A 19,281-nucleotide genomic window follows, 5' to 3' on the forward strand; every position below is an offset into this window, starting at 1 on the left:
TTGGGGTGGCGACCCCGCCGTCTTCTCCCCACCCCCCCTCCCCCCCCCCCCCCCCCGGGGCCGGATGGTCCTGCCGGATGACTGCCGGCCGGGCCTACCGCGCCGCCGCCGGGCCGGCCAGGGCGAGCCGGCTGGGCAGCAGGCTGGCGGCGACGGCGAGCACCAGGCAGACGGCCGCGCCCGCGCCGAGCGGCAGCCACGGCAGGTCGAGGCCGACGCTCGCCTGCCCGGCCAGGATCCGGTGGTTGAGGAGCGCCGTGGTGCCGTACTGGGTGAGCGCGGTGACGGCGAGGGCGAGCGCGGCGGCGCCGGCGACGACCAGCACGGCCTCCAGCGCGACCATCCACAGCACCTGGCGGCGCACCGTCCCGGCCAGTCGCAGCACCGCGAAGTCCCGGCGGCGGTCGGCGGCGCTCATCACCATGGTGTTGACGATGGCGATCAGCGCGTAGAGCAGGGCCGGGCCGAGGATCGTGGTGGTGGCGATCCAGGCGTAGTGGGCGTTCGGGTCGGGCCCGGGGGCCTGGGCGTCGGTGAGCACGCCGCCGAGCCGGTCGCCGGGTTCGGCGCTCAGGTGGACGGCCCCGGGGCGGGCGCCGGCCAGGTGGGCGGAGACGGCCTCGCCGCTGAGCAGGACCTCGTCCAGGCCGAGCTGGGTGCGGTAGACCAGGGCGAGCCGCAGGCTGGCGACGGTGCCGTCGGCGAGGCGCAGGTTGACCTGGTCGCCCAGCTTCCAGCCGTGGCCGCGGACCTGGTCGGCGGAGGCGGCGAGGGTGGCGCCGCGCAGGTCGGCGGCGCTGCCCTCGACGGCGGGCAGGGTCCAGGCGGCGGCGAGGTCGCCGTCGACGACGGTGGCGGCGGACGGCACGCCGGCGGGCGAGTCCTCGCTGTGGTCCTCGAAGGCGGGCCGGTCCGCGCCCAGGCCCGTGACCACGGTGGAGGTGGTCGCGGTGGCGTGCAGGCCGGGCCGGTCGGCGGTGATCCGGTGGACGGCGTCGGCGGGCAGCGGCGCGGCGCCCGGGCGCAGCACGTACCGGGCGGCCGCGGTGGCCTTGCCCTGGGCGGTCATGGCGTCGGCGAAGGCGGCGGTGGAGCCGACCACGGTGCCGGTGAGCGCGATGGTGAGGAAGGCCGGGGTGGCGGTGGAGACGGTCCGGCGCACCGCGGTGAGCGCGTTCTGCCGGGCCAGCAGCGGGGCCGCGGCGGTGGCCCGGGTCAGCGGCGCGCTGAGCAGCCGCACCAGCGGCGGAACGACGACCGGCGCGAACAGGGCGAGCACGGTGATGGCGAGCAGGTCCGTGCCGAGCACCCACTGGGAGGCGAGCTGCGGGTCGTCCGGCTGGTCGCCGGGGGCGGGCGGCATGGTGGACGCCGACAGGTAGTAGCCGACGGTGCCGGCCAGGGCGAGCAGCCCGAGCAGCGCGGAGGTCCAGCGCGGCTTGGTCATGACCTTGCGGTCGACGGCTGCGTCGCCGAGCGCCTCCACGGCGCGCACCCGAGCGGCCCGCAGGGCGGAGGTGACGGCGCCGAGCAGGGCTACCAGCAGGCCGACGGCGGCGGCCAGCAGCATCGGGCCGGCGGTCGGCCGCGCGCTGAACCCCTCGGGGGCGGCGCCGCGGTCCACCAGCCAGGCGGCCAGCGCGGGCGCGCCGGGCAGCGACAGCAGGCAGCCGCTGACGGCGGAGACCAGGGCGACGACGGCGGCCTCGCCGGTGATCAGCCAGACGATCTGCCGGGGCGTGGCGCCGACGGCGCGCAGCATCGCGATCTCCTGGCGGCGCTGGGCGACGGCGAAGGCGAAGGTGCCGGCGACCACGAAGACCGCGACGAAGGCGGCCATCGCGGAGGTGAACTGGAGCACCTTGTGCAGCGAGGGCGCGCCGAGCGGGGAGTCGTCGCCGGCGGTCTCGTTCAGCAGGCTGCCGGTGGTGGCGACGAGGGTGACACCGAGGGTGAGGGCGACGTAGGAGCCGGCGAAGGCGGCCTTGCGGCGGCGCAGACTGGCGGCGGCGACGGGCAGCAGGGTGCCGAGCGAGCACCTTCCGACGGTTCGCTCGCTCATGCCGCCGGCTCCAGGGCGGTCATCCGCTCGGCGACCCGCTGGGCGGTGGGGTGGGGGATGTCGTCGACGATCCGGCCGTCGGCGAGGAAGAGCACGCGGTCGGCGTAGGAGGCGGCGACCGGGTCGTGGGTGACCATGACGGTGCTCTGGCCCTCGCGGTCCACCAGGTCGCGCAGCAGGGCGAGCACGTCGCGGCTGCTGGAGCTGTCCAGGGCACCGGTCGGCTCGTCGGCGAACAGCATCCGGGGGCGGGTGATCAGGGCGCGGGCGATGGCGACGCGCTGCTGCTGGCCGCCGGAGAGCTGGGAGGGCAGGTGGCCGGCGCGTTCACCGAGGCCGACCTGGGTGAGCGCGCGGTGCACCTCGGCGCGGTCGGGGCGGCGCCCGGCCAGGCGCAGCGGCAGGCCGACGTTCTGCTCCGCGGTGAGCGAGCCGACCAGGTTGAACGCCTGGAAGACGAAGCCGAGCTGCTGGCGCCGCAGGACCGTCAGCTGGGTCTCGGTCAGCCCGCCGAGGTCGGTCCCGTCCAGGGTGACCCGGCCGCTGTCGGGCCGGTCGAGGCCGGCGCCGCACTGCAGCAGTGTGCTCTTCCCGGAGCCGGAGGGTCCCATGACGGCGGTGAAGGTGCCGCGGCCGAAGGCGACGTCCACCCCCCTGAGCGCCCGTACGGCTTCGGGCCCGGTTCCGTAGGTGCGGTGTACGTCGTCGAGGCGCAGTACGGCCCCGTCCTCCCCCGTGATCTTCACGGGGGCTACACCTACCATGATCGAAGACGGGCGGGCCAGCCTGCTCGGGCGTGCTTGGGCCAATCGTTACGGCGCCGTATGAGTACCCGTCAGGCGGCGCCCTCGGCGGGCACCTCGACGGATACCTCGACGGGGGCGCCGGCGTCCGGGCCGGTGCGCGCGGTCGGCGCCGGCTCCCGGAGCATGAAGACGTCGATCGGGTCCTCGTGGACGACGGTGAAGCCGTGCCGCTCGTACAGCCGCTGGGCGGCGCTGCCCTGGAGGACGATCAGGCGCATCGGCTCCCGGGCGGCGTCGGCCTCGGCGAGGAGGTGGCGCAGGACGGCGGTGCCGAGGCCGCGGCCCTGGAGGTGCGGGGCGAGGTAGAACAGCTCCAGGTGGCGCCCGCCCTGCTCGTCGGGGCGGATCGTGACGCAGCCCGCGAAGGCGCCCTCGACCAGCAGCACGGACGTGTACCGGGTGGAGAAGGACTTCCGCACCCGATCCCGGGAGCGGGTCGGGTCCCAGCGGCCGAGGCGTTCCAGGTCGGCGCGCATGACCTGGGCCTTGAGCTCGACGACGGCTTCGAGGTCCTTGCGGCCGGCGGGTTCCAGGGTCCAGGCGGGGAGACTGTTCACGGCGGGCAGTGTTCCACCGGCGACAGGGCTCCGACCAGCCCTTTTTTGAAGAACACCGCTCAGGATACGGACCGGGAGTCCGCCCAAACCCCCTCGAACTCCTCGCGGTAGACCTCCAGCAGCCCCGGCTCGGTGCCGCCCGGCTGCTGGCCGGCGCCGCCGCGCAGGATCAGCGCCGGGGACTCCATGCCCCGGGATCGGCGCAGGTAGGGCTGGATGACGCCGAGGTCGCGGCTCTGGCGGCGGCCGCCGACCTGGCCGGTGGGGCGGGGTCCCTCGACCAGGTAGGCGGTGAAGCGCGGGGTCTCGTCGAAGACCCGGATCTCGAAGCCGCCCTGGTCGCGCAGCCGGGCCCGGACCCGGCGCACGTGCATGATGTTCATCTCGATCGATCGGGACAACTCGCCGCGCGAGAGCCCGAGTTCGCGTTCGCGGCGGCGCACCGCGCTGCTCGCCGGGTTGAGGAACAGCAGCCGGACCCGGCAGCCCTCCCCGGCCAGGCGCACCAGGCGCTTGCCGGTGTAGTTCTGGCAGAGCATGCCGAGGCCGATGCCGAGCGCGTCGAGGCGCCGGGCGCCCTCCAGCAGGTCCTCCACGGGCAGGTCGCGCTGCAGCCGGACCCGGTCGGCGTGCACCGCGACCACGTCCGCGTAGCGTCCGGCGACCAGGGACTCCACCACGTCGGCGGGCACCCCGCCCGCGCCGCCGTCCAGGACGGCGAGCAGCCGGGCGGCGGCGCGCTCGGTCTGGGCCAGCACGGTCTGGGTGAGCACCCGGTTGCGGGAGACCACGTGCCGGGCCACCTCCAGCTCGTCCAGGGCGAGTTCGATCTCGCGCCGGTCGGCGAGGTACGGCTCGAAGCAGGGCCAGTGCTGGACCATCAGTTCGCGCAGCTGGGGCAGGGTGAGGAAGACCAGCGGGTCGTCGTCGGCCGGGTCGAGCAGGTAGCCCTTGCGGCGGCTGACCTCGCGCACGGCGCCGGCCCGGTGGGCCCACTCCTCGCCGGCCGGTCCGGCGGCGGCGGTGACCCAGTCCTCGCCGTGGGTGGGGGCGTAGATGGGGTGCAGCACCTCGTCGACCAGGGAGCGCAGCCGCTGTTCGACGAGGTTGAGCCAGACGTAGGCGCGGCCGGACAGCCGTACCCGCTGGTAGGCGTCCTCCCACTCCCCGGCGGACCAGGCGAGGGCGGGGACCTCGACCGGACCGCTCTGGGCGGGCACCAGTGCGCGGCCGGTCAGGGTGGGGCGCATGACCATCGTGGGCGCCTCGCTGCGGGTACCGCCCCGGTCGGGGCCGTCGGGCCCGGAGCCGCGGCCGCCGGCGGGGAACACCATGCGCCACCTCATCTGGTTGCTGCGGCCGACCCCCGCGGGCGCGGGGACCGTTGACGGACCGTCGAGGGTCCGCCCGGGCGGCCGGGGCGGCCGGACGATCAAGGGTACTGCCCGCCGCGATCCGCCCGCAGCCGGATGCCGGAGGGCCCCCGCGCACCACCGGGCGCACCCGCCACGGACTGCCGCCACTCTTCACAGGATTCGCCGCTGGACACCCGTTCGGGCGAACCCCTGCGCTGTCTCCCGGCCGCCGGGGAAGGGCTCGGGGAGTATGCGGGCTGTGCCGTGCATCACGGCGCGCGAGCGTCGCACATGCCCGGCCACCCGGCCGGGAAGAGAGCGTCCGGGTCCGGGCAGATTGTCGGACTAGATGTCAGTTTCTGTCGGCAGCAAGGAAATTGAGGACTCATGCAGGTCTGGCCCGGTAAGCCCTACCCCCTCGGCGCCACCTACGACGGGGCCGGCACCAACTTCGCGGTGTTCTCCGAGAGTGCCGACCGGATCGAGCTGTGCCTGATCGACGAGGACGGCTCCGAGACCGCCGTCGAACTGCGCGAGACGGACGCCTTCGTCCGGCACGCCTACCTCCCCGGCGTCCAACCCGGCCAGCGCTACGGCTTCCGCGTGCACGGCCCGTACAACCCGGGCCTGGGCCAGCGGCACAACAGCGCCAAACTGCTGCTGGACCCGTACACCAAGGCGATGAGCGGGCACATCGACTGGGACGAGTCGGTCTACGGCTACCACTTCGGCGCCCCCGAGCGCCGCAACGACCTCGACTCCGCCCCGCACACCATGCACTCGGTGGTGATCAACCCGTACTTCGACTGGGGCACCGACCACCCTCCGCGCACCGACTACCACCGCACCGTCATCTACGAGGCCCACGTCAAGGGCCTCACCAAGCTGCACCCGGGCATCCCCGAGGAGATCCGCGGCACCTACGCGGGCCTGGCCCACCCGGCGGTGATCGAGCACCTGGCCAAGCTCGGCGTCACCGCGATCGAGCTGATGCCGGTGCACCAGTTCGTCCGCGACCACCGGCTGCGCGACCTCGGCCTGGCCAACTACTGGGGCTACAACACGATCGGCTTCTTCGCCCCGCACTCCTCCTACTCCTCCACCGGCGACCGCGGCCAGCAGGTGCAGGAGTTCAAGTCGATGGTCAAGGCGCTGCACGCGGCCGGGATCGAGGTGATCCTCGACGTCGTCTACAACCACACCGCCGAGGGCAACCACCTCGGGCCGACGCTCTCCCTGCGCGGCCTGGACAACGTCTCCTACTACCGGCTCGCCCAGGACCAGCGCTTCTACGAGGACACCACCGGCACCGGCAACAGCCTGCTGATGCGCAGCCCCCACGTGCTCCAGTTGATCATGGACTCGCTGCGCTACTGGGTCACCGAGATGCACGTCGACGGCTTCCGCTTCGACCTCGCCGCCACCCTCGCCCGGCAGTTCCACGAGGTCGACCGGCTCTCCTCCTTCTTCGACCTGGTCCAGCAGGACCCGGTGGTCTCCCAGGCCAAGCTGATCGCCGAGCCCTGGGACCTCGGCGAGGGCGGCTACCAGGTCGGCAACTTCCCGCCGCTGTGGACGGAGTGGAACGGCATGTACCGCGACACCGTGCGCGACCTGTGGCGCGGCGAGAACGCCGCCCTCGCCGAGTTCGGCTCCCGGCTCACCGGCTCCTCCGACCTCTACCAGGACGACGGCCGCCGCCCGATCGCCTCCATCAACTTCGTGACCTGCCACGACGGTTTCACCCTGCGCGACCTGGTCTCCTACAACGACAAGCACAACCAGGCCAACGGAGAGGACAACCGGGACGGCGAATCCTTCAACCGCTCCTGGAACTGCGGCGTCGAGGGCCCCAGCACCGACCCGGCCGTCGAGGAGCTGCGCGCGCGCCAGCAGCGCAACCTCATCGCCACCCTGATGCTCTCCCAGGGCGTGCCGATGCTCTCGCACGGCGACGAGCTCGGCCGCACCCAGCTGGGCAACAACAACACCTACTGCCAGGACAACGAGCTCACCTGGGTGCACTGGCCCGAGGGCGACGGGCCGCAGGCGCGGCTGCTGGAGTTCACCCAGGGGATGATCTGGCTGCGCCGCGACCACCCGGTTTTCCGGCGGCGGCGGTTCTTCCACGGGCGGCCGGTCTCCGCGTCCGGCGGGTACGACGACCTCACCGACATCGCCTGGTTCACCCCCACCGGCGAGGAGATGACCAAGCGCAACTGGGGCGCCAACTACGCCAAGTCGCTGACCGTCTTCCTGAACGGCTACGCCATCTCCGAGCCGGACCGGCGCGGCGGGCGGATCGTCGACGACTCCTTCCTGCTGATGTTCAACGCCCACTTCGAGCCGCTGGAGTTCACCGTGCCGGCCGGCCACGGGCAGGAGTGGCAGGTCGTGGTCGACACCACCCAGCCCCGGCTGCCCGCCCCGGGCACGGGGACGAGGGTCAAGGCCGGGGACACGCTCTGGCTCACCGACCGCTCGCTGATGGTGCTGCAGCGGCCCGCCTAGGGCGTGTGCACCCATGCGCTCACCTGTTCGGGCCAGCAGCGGGTCTTGGCGGCGGGCCGGGCCGGGTACCTATGGACACATGACCTCCGCCGCCGAGCCCGCGCAGCCCCGCCCGGCCGCCACCGTCCCCACGTCCTCGTACCGCCTCCAGCTCCAGCCCGGCTTCACCCTGCGTGACGCCACCGCCGCCGTGCCCTACCTGGCCGCCCTCGGCGTCTCCCACCTGCACCTGTCCCCGCTGCTGCAGGCCGCCCCCGGCTCCACCCACGGCTACGACACCGTCGACCACACCCGGATCAGCGAGCAGCTCGGCGGCGAGGCGGCGCTGCGCGCCCTGGCCGCCGAGGCGCACCGGCACGGACTGCGGCTGATCGCCGACGTGGTGCCCAACCACATGGCCGTACCCGTCCCCGAACGGCTCAACGGGCCGCTCTGGCAAGTGCTGCGGGACGGGCCCGACTCGCCGTACGCGCGCTGGTTCGACATCGACTGGGCCGCCCAGCCCGGCCCCGCCGACGCCCCCGGGCGCGGGCGGTTGCTGCTGCCGCTGCTGGGCGACCGGCTCGGCGCCGTGCTGGACCAGCTGACGGTGGACGGCGAGGTGCTGCGCTACCACCGGCACGAGCTGCCGCTGCGGCCGGGCACCGCGGGGCTGCCGCTCACCGAGCTGCTCGCCCGGCAGTGGTACCGGCTCGCCTGGTGGCGCCTCGCCCGCACCGAGCTCAACTACCGGCGCTTCTTCACCGTCAACGAGCTGATCGCCGTCCGGGTCGAGGAGCCCGAGGTCTTCGCCGCCACCCACGCGGTGCTGCTGCGGCTGCACGCCGACGGCGTCCTGGACGGCTTCCGGATCGACCACCCGGACGGGCTCGCCGACCCGCGCGGCTACCTGCGCCGCCTGGCAGCGGCCACCGGCGGGGCGTCGGGGACCACCGGCGGGGCGTCGGGGACCACCGGCGGGGCGTACGTCGTGGTCGAGAAGATCCTCGCCGGCGAGGAGCGGCTGCCCGAGGACTGGCCGGTGGCCGGCACCACCGGGTACGACGCGCTGCGCCGGATCGACGGCGTGCTCACCGACCACGCGGGCGCCTGCCGGCTGGCGGGCGCGTACGAGTCCTTCCTGCACGGCGGGCCGGTCCGCGACCCCTGTCAGGACCCGCACCCGGCGATCGCCGCCGCCCGGCGCGGCCGGGCCGACATGACCGGGCCCGGCGGCGAGCTGGCCGCCGAGGTCGAGCGGCTGGTGCGGATCGCGCTGCGGATCGGCGCCGCCGAACCCGCCCACGCCGACCACCCGCCCTGGCAGCTGCGCGCCGCACTGCGGCGGCTGCTCAGCGACTACCCGGTGTACCGGCCGTACGCGCTCCCCGGGCAGCCCGCCTCCGACGACCCGCTGCGAACCACCGGCTCCGCGGACCCGACCGAGCGCCTGGTGGCCGCGCTGGCCCTCGGCGAACTGGGGCGCGGCCCGGACAAGGACGAGTTCTGCGTCCGCTTCGGGCAGACCGCCGCCGCGGTGGCCGCCAAGGGCGTCGAGGACACCGCCTTCTACCGCTGGAACGCGCTGCCCGGCCTCAACGAGGTCGGCGGCGAGCCCGCCCGGCCCGGGGTGCACCCGGCCGAGTTCCACGACTGGTGCCGCTACCTGGAGCGCACCTGGCCGCACAGCATGACCGTGCTCTCCACCCACGACACCAAGCGCAGCGCCGACGCCCGGGCCCGGCTCGCCGTCCTCGCCGAGCAGCCCGACGCCTGGGCCGCCGAGGCCGCCGCCTGGTCCACCGCCGCCGGGCCCGGATTCGACCGCGACGCCGACTGGCTGCTCTGGCACACCCTGGTCGCCGCCTGGCCGATCGACCCGGACCGGCTGGTCGCCGCCCTGCTCAAAGCCGCCCGCGAGGCCAAGCTGCACACCTCCTGGACCACCCCCGACGAAGACTACGAACAGGCCCTGGAGCGGCGGGCACGCTCGGTGTACGGCAACCCCGGGCTGCTCCCCCGGATCGAGGGCCAGGTGCACGCGCTCGCCCCCCACGCCCGCGCCAACACCCTGGCCGCCGCGCTGCTGCACCTGACCATCCCGGGCGTGCCCGACCTCTACCAGGGCAGTGAGGAGCCGCTCTACACCCTGGTGGACCCGGACAACCGGGGCGTGGTCGACCTCGGCGCGCTCGCCGTACGGCTCACCGACTCGGCCACGGCCCGCCCCGGCGACCTCGCCCGGGAGAAGCTGCACCTGACCGCCACCGCGCTGCACCTGCGCCGCTCCCGCCCGCTCGGCGCCTACCGCCCGCTGACCGCCGTGGACCTCGCCAGCGACCACCTGCTGGCCTTCGCCCGCGGCGAGGACGTGATCACCGCCGTCACCCGGCTGCCGTACGGGCTGGCCCGGGCGGGCGGCTGGCGGGACACCGTCCTGGAGCTGCCCGCGGGCGGGGCCTGGACGGACGAGCTGACGCTGCGCGGCTTTCCGGCCGGGCCGGTGCCGGTGGCGGAGCTGCTGGCGGGCGCCCCGGTGGCGCTGCTGACGAGGAGGGGCTGAGCATGCCGCACTACGAGGTGTGGGCGCCGTTCGCGACCTCCCGCGTCACCGTCCAGGTCAACGGATTCGACCACGAGTTGGCCCGCTGCCCGGACCGGCACGGCTGGTGGTCCGGCGAGGCCCCCGAGGGCGACTACGCCTTCCGCCTCGACGGCGGCCCACCGCTGCCCGACCCGCGCTCGCCCCGGCAGCCGCACGGCCCCGACGGCCCCAGCCGGGCGGTGGACCACGCCGCCTTCCGCTGGTCGCAGACCGGCTGGCGCGGCCGCCCGCTGCCCGGCTCGGTGCTGTACGAGCTGCACATCGGCACGTTCACCGCGCGCGGCACCTTCGACGCCGCCGTCGACCACCTGGACCACCTGGTCGAGCTGGGCGTGGACTTCGTCGAGCTGATGCCGGTCTGCCCGTTCCCCGGCAAGCACGGGTGGGGCTACGACGGGGTCTCACTGTGGGCCGTCCACGAGCCCTACGGCGGGCCCGAGGGGCTCAAGCGCTTCGTGGACGCCGCGCACCGCAAGGGCCTCGGGGTGGTGCTGGACGTGGTGCACAACCACCTCGGCCCGTCCGGCAACTACCTTCCGCTGTACGGCCCGTACTTCACCGAGCGGCACCACACCCCGTGGGGCTCGGCGGTCAACCTGGACGCCCCCGGCTCGGACGAGGTGCGCCGCTACCTGATCGACAGCGCGCTGACCTGGCTGCGCGACTACCGGATCGACGGCCTGCGGCTGGACGCGGTGCACGCCCTCGCGGACGACCGGGCGGTCCACTTCCTGGAGGAACTCTCCTACGAAGTCGAGAGGTTGGCGGTGGCCGTCAAGCGGCCGTTGTTCCTGGTCGCCGAGTCCGACCGCAACACCCCGCGCACCACCGCCGCCCGCGAGGCCGGCGGCCAGGGCCTCACCGCGCAGTGGAGCGACGACTTCCACCACGCCCTGCACTGCGCGCTCACCGGCGAATCCCGGGGCTACTACGGGGACTTCGCGCGCGAACCGCTCGCCGCCGTCGCGAAGACGCTGCGACGCGGGTTCTTCCACGACGGTACCTGGTCCTCCTTCCGGGGGCGCAGCCACGGGCGGCCGTTCCCGCCGGGCGCGGGCCACCGGCTGCTCGGCTACCTGCAGACCCACGACCAAGTCGGCAACCGGGCGCTCGGGGACCGCATCTCCACCACCGTGTCCACCGGCCGGCTCGCCTGCGGCGCCGCGCTGGTGCTCACCTCGCCGTTCACCCCGATGCTGTTCATGGGCGAGGAGTGGGGCGCCGCGACGCCCTGGCAGTACTTCACCGACCACACCGACCCCGCCCTGGCGGAGGCCGTCCGCCTGGGCCGGCGGCGGGAGTTCGCCGAGCACGGCTGGGCCGCCGAGGCCGTCCCGGACCCGCAGGAGCCGGCCACCGTGCTGCGCTCCGTCCTCGACTGGACCGAGCCCCGGCGCGCCCCGCACGCCGAACTCCTCGGCTGGTACCGGCGGTTGCTCCGGCTGCGGCGCGAGCATCCGGAGCTGTCCGACCCGGACCTGGGCGCGGTGCGGGTCGCGTTCGAGGAGGCGGCCGGCTGGCTGGTGGTGCACCGGGGGCCGTACCGGGTGGCGGTCAACCTGGGCACGGCCGAGGCGGCGCTGCCCCTGGGGGCCGCCGGGCGGGAGCTGGTGGCAGCCTTCGGGGCGGCGGTGCTGGAGGGGACGGCGGTGCGGCTGGGGCCGGATTCGGTGGCCGTCGTCGCGGTCTAGCTCACCAGAGGAAGGTGGCGATCCGCTCCCGCAGCGCGGGCGCGTCCAGGCCGTAGGCGCCCAGGTGCTCCGCCATCGAGCCGTAGTGCCGGTGCTCCTCGCGCGGCACGCCCAGCGCCAGCACCCGGTGCGGGCGGTCGGCCAGCGCCGCGTGCGCCTCGTTCGCCGAGGTACCCGCCAGGTACGGCTCCACCAGCACCACGTCCGCCCGCTCGCCGACCGCGGCGCGCAGCCCGGCGGCGTCGAAGGGGCGCACCGTCGCCGCGTACAGCACGGTGGTGTCCAGGCCCTCGGTGGCGGCCAGCACCGCGTCCAGCATCGGGCCGACGGCGAGCACCACGCCGCGCGAACCGGTCCGCACGGTGGTGAAGCGGGCCGGCTCCACCGCGACGGGCACGGCGTTCCGGTGGTCGGAGAGCCGGACGTACACGTTGCGGTCGCCGTCCGCGACGGCGTGCTTCAGCAGCTGCTCGGCCTCGTCCGGGTGGCCCGGCACGTGCACCGTCCAGTCCGGCAGGGTGTCCAGCAGGGCGACGTCGCCCGGGGACATGTGGGTGCGGCCGGCCACCGGGTTGTCGTAGGAGCCGCCCGCGCTCACCAGGACGGCGCCGACGCCCTGGTGGACCAGGCTCAACTTGAGCTGTTCGAAGGGCCGTTCCACCAGGAAGCTGGCGAAGGTGTGGGCGATCGGGCGCATCCCGCTGAGCGCCATGCCGCCGGCCGCGCCGATCAGCAGCTGCTCGCGGATGCCGACGTTGACCACCCGGTCGGGGTGGAGCCCGCGGGCCGGCTCGAAGGCGGCGGCCGTGATGTCGGCCAGCACGACGGCCAGTCGGGGGTCCTCGTCCAGCAGGCGGGTGGTGACGGCGACGAAGCGCTCGCGCATGGTGTCCATCGGGGAAGTGCCTTTCGCTGCGGGTCGGTTGGCTTGCGGGGGCGCTCAGACGTTCTTCGGCTCGCCCGTGGTCTTCGGCTCCACCCGGGCGACCACCACGTGCGGGCGGCCCGGGTGCTCGGCGGTGTAGGCGCGGTGCAGAGCCTCGTGGTCGCGGCCGTCCACCGTCGCGGTGGACCAGCCCGCGGCCGCGAACCGCTGGGCGATGCCGCCCTGCCAGCCGTGGGTGGCCGAGGAGTTGTCGATCACGACCACGTGCAGCCGGTCCAGCCCGTACGCGCCGGCGAAGGCCACCGCCTCGTGATTGGAGCCCTCGTCGAACTCGGCGTCACCGACCAGCACCCACACCGCCGGGTCGGTCAGCCCCTGCGCCCGAAGGCCGAGCGCGGTGCCGACGGCCAGCGGCAGGCCGTGGCCGAGCGAGCCGGAGGAGATCTCCACGCCGGGCAGCAGGGTGCGGTCCGGGTGGTAGCCCAGCGGGGAGTCGTAGCCGCCGAAGCCCGGTAGGACGGCGGGGTCGATGAAGCCCTTTGCCGTCAGCACCGCGTAGTAGGCCATCGGGCCGTGACCCTTGGAGAGCAGGAAGCGGTCGCGCTCCGGCGCCTCGGCGGTGTCGGGGGCGACCCGCAGCACCCGGTCGTACAGCACCCAGAGCGCGTCCAGCGTGGAGGTGGCCGCGACGTCGTGCTTCTCGTCACCGGTCATCAGCGCCATCAGTGCCTGGAGGTCCTCGAAGCGGCCCCGACCCGCGGTTTCCGTGCTCGTCCGCGTGGTCTCGCCCTGTGCCTTCGTCGTCATGCCACGATCGTGCAACTTCAAGCGAACTTGAAGTCAAGCGGCTACACTGATCACCCATGACGGCGAAATCCGACGACGCCCGCGCCGCCTGCCCGCGCCCGGGTGACCTGCTCACCATCGGCCAGCTCTCCGCCCGCAGCGGCCTCGCCCACTCCGCACTGCGCTACTACGAGAGCCTCGGCCTGATCCAGGCCACCCGCACCAGCGGCGGCCAGCGCCGCTACTCCCGCGGCACGCTGCGCCGGATCGCCTTCGTGCGCGCCGCCCAGCGGGTCGGCCTCTCCCTCGACGAGGCCCACGACGCCCTGGACCGCCTGCCCGAGCGCCCCGCCCCCAGCGGCACCGAGTGGGACCGGGTCGCCACCGCCTGGCAGGACCGGATCGACGAGCAGATCGCCGAACTCGAACGGCTCAAGGCCAGGCTCACCGGCTGCATCGGCTGCGGCTGCCTCTCGCTGACCCGCTGCGCCCTGCACAACGCCGAGGACCGGCTCGGCCGGACCGGCCCCGGCGCCCACTACCTGCGCACCCACGACCCGGCCGCGGAACTCGACGGCGAGCACTGAAAACCCTTTGCCGGGCGGCCGTTCGCCCGCCTACCGTGCGGCCATGCTGCCTGCGGTGGAGACTGACGAGCAGTGGGACGCGGTCCTCCCCGACGAGTCGGTGATGCGCCCCGGCGCCGAGGCGCTCTGCGCGCGACTCGGCGTCGGCGGGCTGCCGTTGGAGCGCTTCGCGGAGGGATCCGTTCCGGTGTACGCGGTGGGCGAGGAGCACGCGCTCAAGCTGTTCCCGTCGGCCGGCGCCCACGACGGCGTCGCCGAGGCCCGCGTCCTCTCGTTCCTGGACGGCGCGCTGCCGCTCCCGACCCCGGAGGTCCGGGCGGCCGGCGAGTACGTCAACGGCTGGCAGTACGTGCTGATGTCCCGCCTGCACGGCGAGGGCCTCGCCCCCGCCTGGCCACGCATCCCCCGGCCCGACCGCGAGCGGATCGCCCGCGACTGCGGCGAGGCGCTCGCCGCCCTGCACGCCCTCGACGCCGAACCGCTCGCCAACGTCCTCGCCCCCGGAAACTGGATCGCCTTCCTGGACGAGCAGCGGGCCGACGCCGTCGCCCGCCAGCGCGAACACGGCCTGCCCGAGGCCTGGTTGGAGCAGATCCCCGACTTCCTCGCCGCCGCCCCGCTCCCCCGCGTCCGGCAACGTTCCCTGCTGCACACCGAGTTCATGCGCGAGCACCTGATCACCGACCCGGCCGCCGGGTGGCCTCTCACCGGCCTGCTCGACTTCGAACCCGCCATGCTCGGCGACCCGGCCTACGACCTCGTCGCCGTCGGCCTGTTCACCACCCGCGCGGACCGGCACCTGCTCGGGCAGTTGCTGGCCGCGTACGGCCGCCCCTTCGAACCGCGGCTGCTGATGGCGTACACGCTGCTGCACGTGTACAGCAACCTGCCTTGGTACCTGCGGGAGTTGAAGCCCTCCGCGCGAACGCTGGACGCCCTCGCCGAGGAGTGGTTCGGCGTCGCATAGGCCGCTCCCCGGTGCCGGAAGCCCGGTCGGAGCCACTTGTCACAGCCACTTGTCACGGCCACTTGTCACAGCTACTTGCCGGCTGTCGTCATGGAGGTGACCGCTTCCGCCACGCCGGCCCGGTAGAGGCCCATCCGGGGGTTCAGGACGTGTACACCGCTGGGGAGCGGGAAGTTCTGGGTGTTCGCGAGGGGCATGTTGGTGCCCTCCTGATCGGCCAGGACGTTGAGTTCGTTGATGCCGGGGGCGGTGCCAGTGGTGGCAGCGCTCGGGTCGAGGTCGATCACCGCGTAGGCGTTCTTGCCCGCCGGGACCGCGAACCGCGAGGTGCCGCTGGCGAGCACCGGCTTGATGTTCTTGCTCTGGTCGGGCGAGGCGGAGTTACCCAGGTCGACCCCCGGGGTGGAGCTCAGGCTGCAGGCGCTCGCACCGGTGTTGTGCACGTCGATCACCCACTGGTTGGGGGCCCCGGCGCGGGCCGTCACGTGGATCGAGAGGTTCTGGATGTCGCACGGGCGGGCGGCGGAGCCGGCACTCCCCCCGTCGGACTGGGCGCCGCTCGGCGACGTGTGGGTGGTGGGGTGCGAGGCCGGCCCGCCCGTCTTCGAGGGCGGGGCGGCCACCGCGGTGGTCGCGGAGGGCGCCGAGCCGCCGGCCGGGTCGGTGTTGTCGGGCCCGCAGGCGGTCAACGCGAGCCCCGCCCCGACGACGAGGACGGCGGAAGCGAGCAGCGGACGACGGTGGCGGACGGACATGGCGGCTCCCCGGTGACGATGCGCGTTGACTGCTTGGACACACCACAAGACGGTCAGCCGACGGCTTTTGGTGGCATGCACAGCGTCACAATCGTCAGGACACGACCAGGACGGGACTGTGACATCGAGTCAGGTGCGGCGCGGTTGACACGGCGAACCGCCGGGCCCGCCACGCCGCTCCCTCCCAACACTTCCGCAACGGGCCTGTCCCGAAGGGGAGTCAGAGCCTCACAGGCGGCGCAGGAAGACGTCCTGCCCGGGGTTGGTGTCTCCCGGCACCAGGTTGCCGTCCTTGGCATCGAAGATCACCGTGTCGCCGGTGGCGTCCACGTAGGCGTCGTAGGCGGCGGTGTCGCTCTGCTCGCCGTCGCGGGTGAGGCTGACCCGTTCGATCGTCCCGGTCGACAGGTCGCGACGGAACACGTCGGTGACCTGGTTGGTGTCGCCGGGGACCAGGTTGTCGGCGGCGGATTCGAAGTAGACCCAGTGGTCGGAGGCGGTCATGACGCCCCCGGACGAGCTGCCGTTCGGGGTCGTGCCCGGCAGGCTGGTGCTGACCCTGGTGACCTTGCCGGTGGCCAGCTCCTGCACGTACACGTTCATCTGTGTGTCGCCGTGGCCGGGTACCCCGGTGCCGTGCGACGCGAGGCTGTAGACCGCGTAGCGGCCGTCCGGGCTGATCCGGGCGTCGGGGCGGGCACCGGCCGTCCGCCCGGCGTCGTCCAGGCTGCCGACGGCGATCCGGCCGGTGTCGGCCTTCCAGACGTAGTAGGGGTGGTAGTGGGGCAGGGGCGCCAACCTGGCGGAGCCGGCCTCGGGTGCGGACCCGGTGTCGGCGGCGGCGCCGGGGTCGGCGGCGGGGCCCGCGTCGGTGGAGTCCGCCGGGGCGGTGGAGTCAGCCGGGGCCGCCGAGAGCAGGTTGCCCGCCATGGAGCCGAAGCCGATGGTGGAGCCGTCCGCGCTGATCGTCGGGAAGTAGGAGGCGCGGTTGCCGGGCCGGCCGTTCAGGCCGACGCTGACCAGCCGGGTGGTCTGGGTCCAGCGGTCGGTGACGTAGATGTTCTTCTCGCCGCGGTTCCCGGTGCCGGGCGCGAGGTCGGTGCGGTCGGAGACGTAGGCGACGTAGCGACCGTCCCCGCTGATCGAGGGGCTCATGGCGTCGCGGCCGCTCTGGTCGTCGATGCTGGGCAGGCCGCCTTCGGTGACCAGCTCGGTGCTGCCGGTCCAGAGGTCGCGGACGTAGATGTCGCTGCGGTGCTTGGGCTGGTCGGGCACCACATTGGTGGCGGTGGTGCTGAACGCGACGTACCGGCCGTCGCCGCTGATCGAGGCCTCGGAGGTCAGGGCGTTCAGCCGGGAGCCGTCGTCGGCGACACTGACCCGCTCGACGTGGCCGTTGCGCAGGTCCCGCACGTAGATCTCGTCCGTGTTCGGGGTGCCCTCCTGGGGCAGCAGGTTGGTCGCCGCCGAGGAGAACAGCGCGTAGCGGCCGTCGTTGCTCAGCCCGAGCGCGGACGAGCCGGCGTCGAGCTGCTCCCCCTTGGATCCTTCACTGACGCGGGCGGTGTCGCCCTTGGGCGGCCGGGCCTCGGCGGCCGGCATCGCGGTGCCGGCCACGACGACGGCCACCAGGACGGCGGCGGCGCGGGCCGACCAGCGGCGGGTACGGGCGGTGGTCATGGATCATCCTCCCCTGATGACTGATCACGGCGCCGGGCTCGAACACCCCCCGAGCCCGGCTGAGGAAGAGCCAAGCGCCGCCGCGGGCGAACGGTCAACGCCCGTGCGCGAGGTCGGCCGGAAACCTCCCACTGTTTGGCACGCCGGCCCAAGGGCACGGCCCACAAAGGGACTTAAGGCCGGTGGTCGGTGCGCAGTAGGCTGTAGTAGACCGCGTCGCGCCAGGCACCGTCCCGAAAGACCATCGCCCGGTGCACACCCTCACGGGTGAAGCCCAGCTTCTCCAGGGCACGCTGCTCGGCGAGGTTGCCGGTGTCGGTGTCCGCCTCCAGCCTCATCACCGGCGTGTGGGCGAACAGGTAGTCCACCAGCAGCCGTTGGGCCTGTGTGCCGATCCCCCGCCCGCGCGCCGTCGGGAGCAGTTGCACGCCGATGCTCCAATACGGGGCGGTCGGCCGCGCGGCCTTCCGGGTGGCGGCGACGAAGCCGACGAACTCGCCGTCGGCGGTGACCGCGAACACCCACTGGTCGTCGCTCAGCAGCCCGTGCTCGGCCCACCGGCGGCGGAACCGGTCGGGATCGCCCCAGCCGAACCACTGGAACTCCCCCAGCGCCTCGGGGTCGTTGACCAGCTCACCGAAGGTCGGGAGATCGGCTTCGGCTATCGGACGCAGGGAGATCATTTCATCGCTCATACACGCGCCAACGGCCGATCCGGCGCAACGGTTCCTCAGCTCGCGGCGGGTCGCGGGTCGGTGCGCAGCAGGCTGTAGAGCACCACGTCAGGAGCCGGTCGACCGGGCGAGCCGGAACCCCACGTCGTCGATCCGCAGCGTCGGGTGGCTGCGGCGGCGGACGGAGGCGCGGCAGCTCCAGTGCTCGTCGAACCAGCCGCCGCCGCGCAGGACGCGGTAACCGCCGTACACCTCGGGGTCGTAGAGATCCCAGCACCACTCCCACACGTTGCCGAGCAGGTCGTACAACCCGAAGGCGTTCGGCCGCAGCTCGCCGACTTCGTGCGGCCGTTCGCCGGAGTTGCCGCGGTGCCAGGCGATCTCGTCCAACGGGCCGTAGCGCGGCCCGTCCGTCCCGGCGCGGCAGGCATGCTCCCACTCGGCCTCGGTGGGCAGCCGGTAGCCGTCGGCGGCGCGGTCCCAGGCGACGTCCTCGCCGTCCAACTCGTAGGCGGGACTGTGGCCTTCGCGCTCGGAGAGCTCGTTGCACCAGCGGACGGCGTCGAGCCACGAGACGCTGTGCGCGGGGCGGCGGTCGCCCGCGACTCCCTCGTACTTCTCGCGGGTGACCGGACAGACCGCCAGCTCGTACGCGGCGACGTCGACCGCCCAACTCCGCTGCGTACGGCGGTCGGAGAGCGTGACACGGCCGGGCGGCACGGCGATCAGGCCGGTTCTCGGGTCCATGATCGACGATCCTACGGCCTGCCCCCTGGCGCCCACCCCGCCTTCGGCCCGAGGATGGTGCCCGTTCCTACGGTGCGTCAGAAACGGCGGTGACGAGCATGGCGGGCATCAGGGTCAGCACGGTGGTGGAGGCTCCGGCCGAGCGGGTGTGGGAGCTGGTCGGGGACTACCACGCTCTCGGCGACTGGCACCCTCACCTGCCACCGAGCCGACTCGGCAACGGGTTGACGGGCAACGCGATCGGCTCGGTCCGGGTCTTCGAACTGCCCGACGGCGTCGTGCTGCACGAGACTCTGCTCGCCTACGACGAGGAGGCCCGCAGCTACACCTACAGCTTCCCCGACGGCACCTTCCACTTCGACGACTACCGGGCCACCCTGCGGGTCACCCCGGTGACCGAGCTGGGCGCCAGCTTCGTGGAGTGGAGCGTCACCTTCGACATCGAGCCCGAGCACCGCAAGGAGTCCTCCGACCGGGTGCACGGTGTCTTCACCTCCGGCCTGGCCGCCCTGCGCAAGCACTTCGCGGGCTGAGGTGCCCGGCGGGGGGGGGGGGGAGGGGAGGGGAACGGGAGAATGATCTCTCCCGACGCCCTTCCTCCATCCTCCTCAGCCCCCCCACCCCATACCCCTC

At 73.7% G+C, this 19,281-nt stretch carries 16 protein-coding genes; 6 read left to right on the forward strand and 10 right to left on the reverse strand.

The features are described from left to right. Window positions 1-94: 94 nt before the first annotated feature. The 4 genes from ACFQ87_RS31705 to ACFQ87_RS31720 form a co-directional block, all read right to left on the reverse strand. Window positions 95-2,062 (reverse strand): FtsX-like permease family protein, encoded by a 1,968-nt coding sequence (locus ACFQ87_RS31705; RefSeq protein WP_380614306.1) that lies wholly within the window; start codon window positions 2,060-2,062, stop codon window positions 95-97. Beyond that, window positions 2,059-2,826, reverse strand: coding sequence for an ABC transporter ATP-binding protein (locus ACFQ87_RS31710; protein ID WP_380614307.1), 768 nt, complete (start codon window positions 2,824-2,826; stop codon window positions 2,059-2,061). Before ACFQ87_RS31710 ends, ACFQ87_RS31705 begins: the two co-directional genes overlap by 4 nt. Window positions 2,827-2,897: 71 nt before the next feature. Next, window positions 2,898-3,425 (reverse strand): GNAT family N-acetyltransferase, encoded by a 528-nt coding sequence (locus tag ACFQ87_RS31715; RefSeq protein WP_380614308.1) that lies wholly within the window; start codon window positions 3,423-3,425, stop codon window positions 2,898-2,900. A 59-nt stretch (window positions 3,426-3,484) separates the two neighbouring features. Further along, complete coding sequence (locus ACFQ87_RS31720) at window positions 3,485-4,759, reverse strand: SAV2148 family HEPN domain-containing protein (RefSeq protein WP_380614309.1); 1,275 nt, start codon at window positions 4,757-4,759, stop codon at window positions 3,485-3,487. Between the two features lie 408 nt (window positions 4,760-5,167). On the opposite strand from ACFQ87_RS31720, the gene glgX reads away from it, so the two are divergent. The 3 genes from glgX (at window position 5,168) to treZ (ending at window position 11,566) form a co-directional block, all read left to right on the forward strand. Next, window positions 5,168-7,291, forward strand: coding sequence for a glycogen debranching protein GlgX (gene glgX, locus ACFQ87_RS31725; protein WP_380614310.1), 2,124 nt, complete (start codon window positions 5,168-5,170; stop codon window positions 7,289-7,291). Between the two features lie 79 nt (window positions 7,292-7,370). Further along, entirely contained in the window at window positions 7,371-9,833 is a 2,463-nt protein-coding gene (gene treY / locus ACFQ87_RS31730; protein ID WP_380614311.1) for a malto-oligosyltrehalose synthase, read from the forward strand. Window positions 9,834-9,835: 2 nt separating this feature from the next. After that, a complete protein-coding gene (treZ, locus tag ACFQ87_RS31735) occupies window positions 9,836-11,566 on the forward strand; it encodes a malto-oligosyltrehalose trehalohydrolase (protein WP_380614312.1) in 1,731 nt (576 codons plus the stop codon). Window position 11,567: 1 nt separating this feature from the next. Here treZ and ACFQ87_RS31740 read toward each other — a convergent pair whose 3' ends face one another. Both ACFQ87_RS31740 and ACFQ87_RS31745 read right to left on the reverse strand, forming a co-directional pair. Then, on the reverse strand, window positions 11,568-12,461 hold the full coding sequence (locus ACFQ87_RS31740) for a transketolase family protein (RefSeq protein ID WP_380614313.1): 894 nt from the start codon (window positions 12,459-12,461) through the stop codon (window positions 11,568-11,570). 45 nt (window positions 12,462-12,506) lie between these two features. Then, window positions 12,507-13,175 carry a thiamine pyrophosphate-dependent enzyme gene (locus ACFQ87_RS31745; RefSeq protein ID WP_380614323.1) on the reverse strand — a complete coding sequence of 223 codons (669 nt, stop codon included), beginning with the start codon at window positions 13,173-13,175 and terminating at the stop codon, window positions 12,507-12,509. Window positions 13,176-13,315: 140 nt separating this feature from the next. Between ACFQ87_RS31745 and soxR the strand changes: the two genes are divergently transcribed. After that, a complete protein-coding gene (gene soxR / locus ACFQ87_RS31750) occupies window positions 13,316-13,825 on the forward strand; it encodes a redox-sensitive transcriptional activator SoxR (RefSeq protein WP_380614314.1) in 510 nt (169 codons plus the stop codon). A 43-nt stretch (window positions 13,826-13,868) separates the two neighbouring features. Next, window positions 13,869-14,792, forward strand: a complete 924-nt coding sequence (locus ACFQ87_RS31755; protein WP_380614315.1) for a phosphotransferase family protein — start codon at window positions 13,869-13,871, stop codon at window positions 14,790-14,792. Between the two features lie 71 nt (window positions 14,793-14,863). On the opposite strand, the gene ACFQ87_RS31760 is transcribed toward ACFQ87_RS31755, so the two are convergent. From ACFQ87_RS31760 to ACFQ87_RS31775, 4 genes are all read right to left on the reverse strand, one after another. Further along, complete coding sequence (locus ACFQ87_RS31760; protein ID WP_380614316.1) at window positions 14,864-15,547, reverse strand: DUF4232 domain-containing protein; 684 nt, start codon at window positions 15,545-15,547, stop codon at window positions 14,864-14,866. Window positions 15,548-15,775: 228 nt separating this feature from the next. Then, window positions 15,776-17,227, reverse strand: coding sequence for a hypothetical protein (locus ACFQ87_RS31765; RefSeq protein ID WP_380614317.1), 1,452 nt, complete (start codon window positions 17,225-17,227; stop codon window positions 15,776-15,778). 173 nt (window positions 17,228-17,400) lie between these two features. After that, window positions 17,401-17,910, reverse strand: a complete 510-nt coding sequence (locus ACFQ87_RS31770) for a GNAT family N-acetyltransferase (protein WP_380614318.1) — start codon at window positions 17,908-17,910, stop codon at window positions 17,401-17,403. Between the two features lie 99 nt (window positions 17,911-18,009). After that, complete coding sequence (locus ACFQ87_RS31775; RefSeq protein WP_380614319.1) at window positions 18,010-18,648, reverse strand: formylglycine-generating enzyme family protein; 639 nt, start codon at window positions 18,646-18,648, stop codon at window positions 18,010-18,012. Window positions 18,649-18,746: 98 nt separating this feature from the next. On the opposite strand from ACFQ87_RS31775, the gene ACFQ87_RS31780 reads away from it, so the two are divergent. Then, a complete protein-coding gene (locus ACFQ87_RS31780) occupies window positions 18,747-19,181 on the forward strand; it encodes an SRPBCC family protein (RefSeq protein WP_380614320.1) in 435 nt (144 codons plus the stop codon). The last annotated feature ends 100 nt before the right edge of the window (window positions 19,182-19,281 follow it).

Source organism: Kitasatospora sp. NPDC056531, assembly GCF_042794375.1.
GTDB lineage: Bacteria > Actinomycetota > Actinomycetes > Streptomycetales > Streptomycetaceae > Kitasatospora.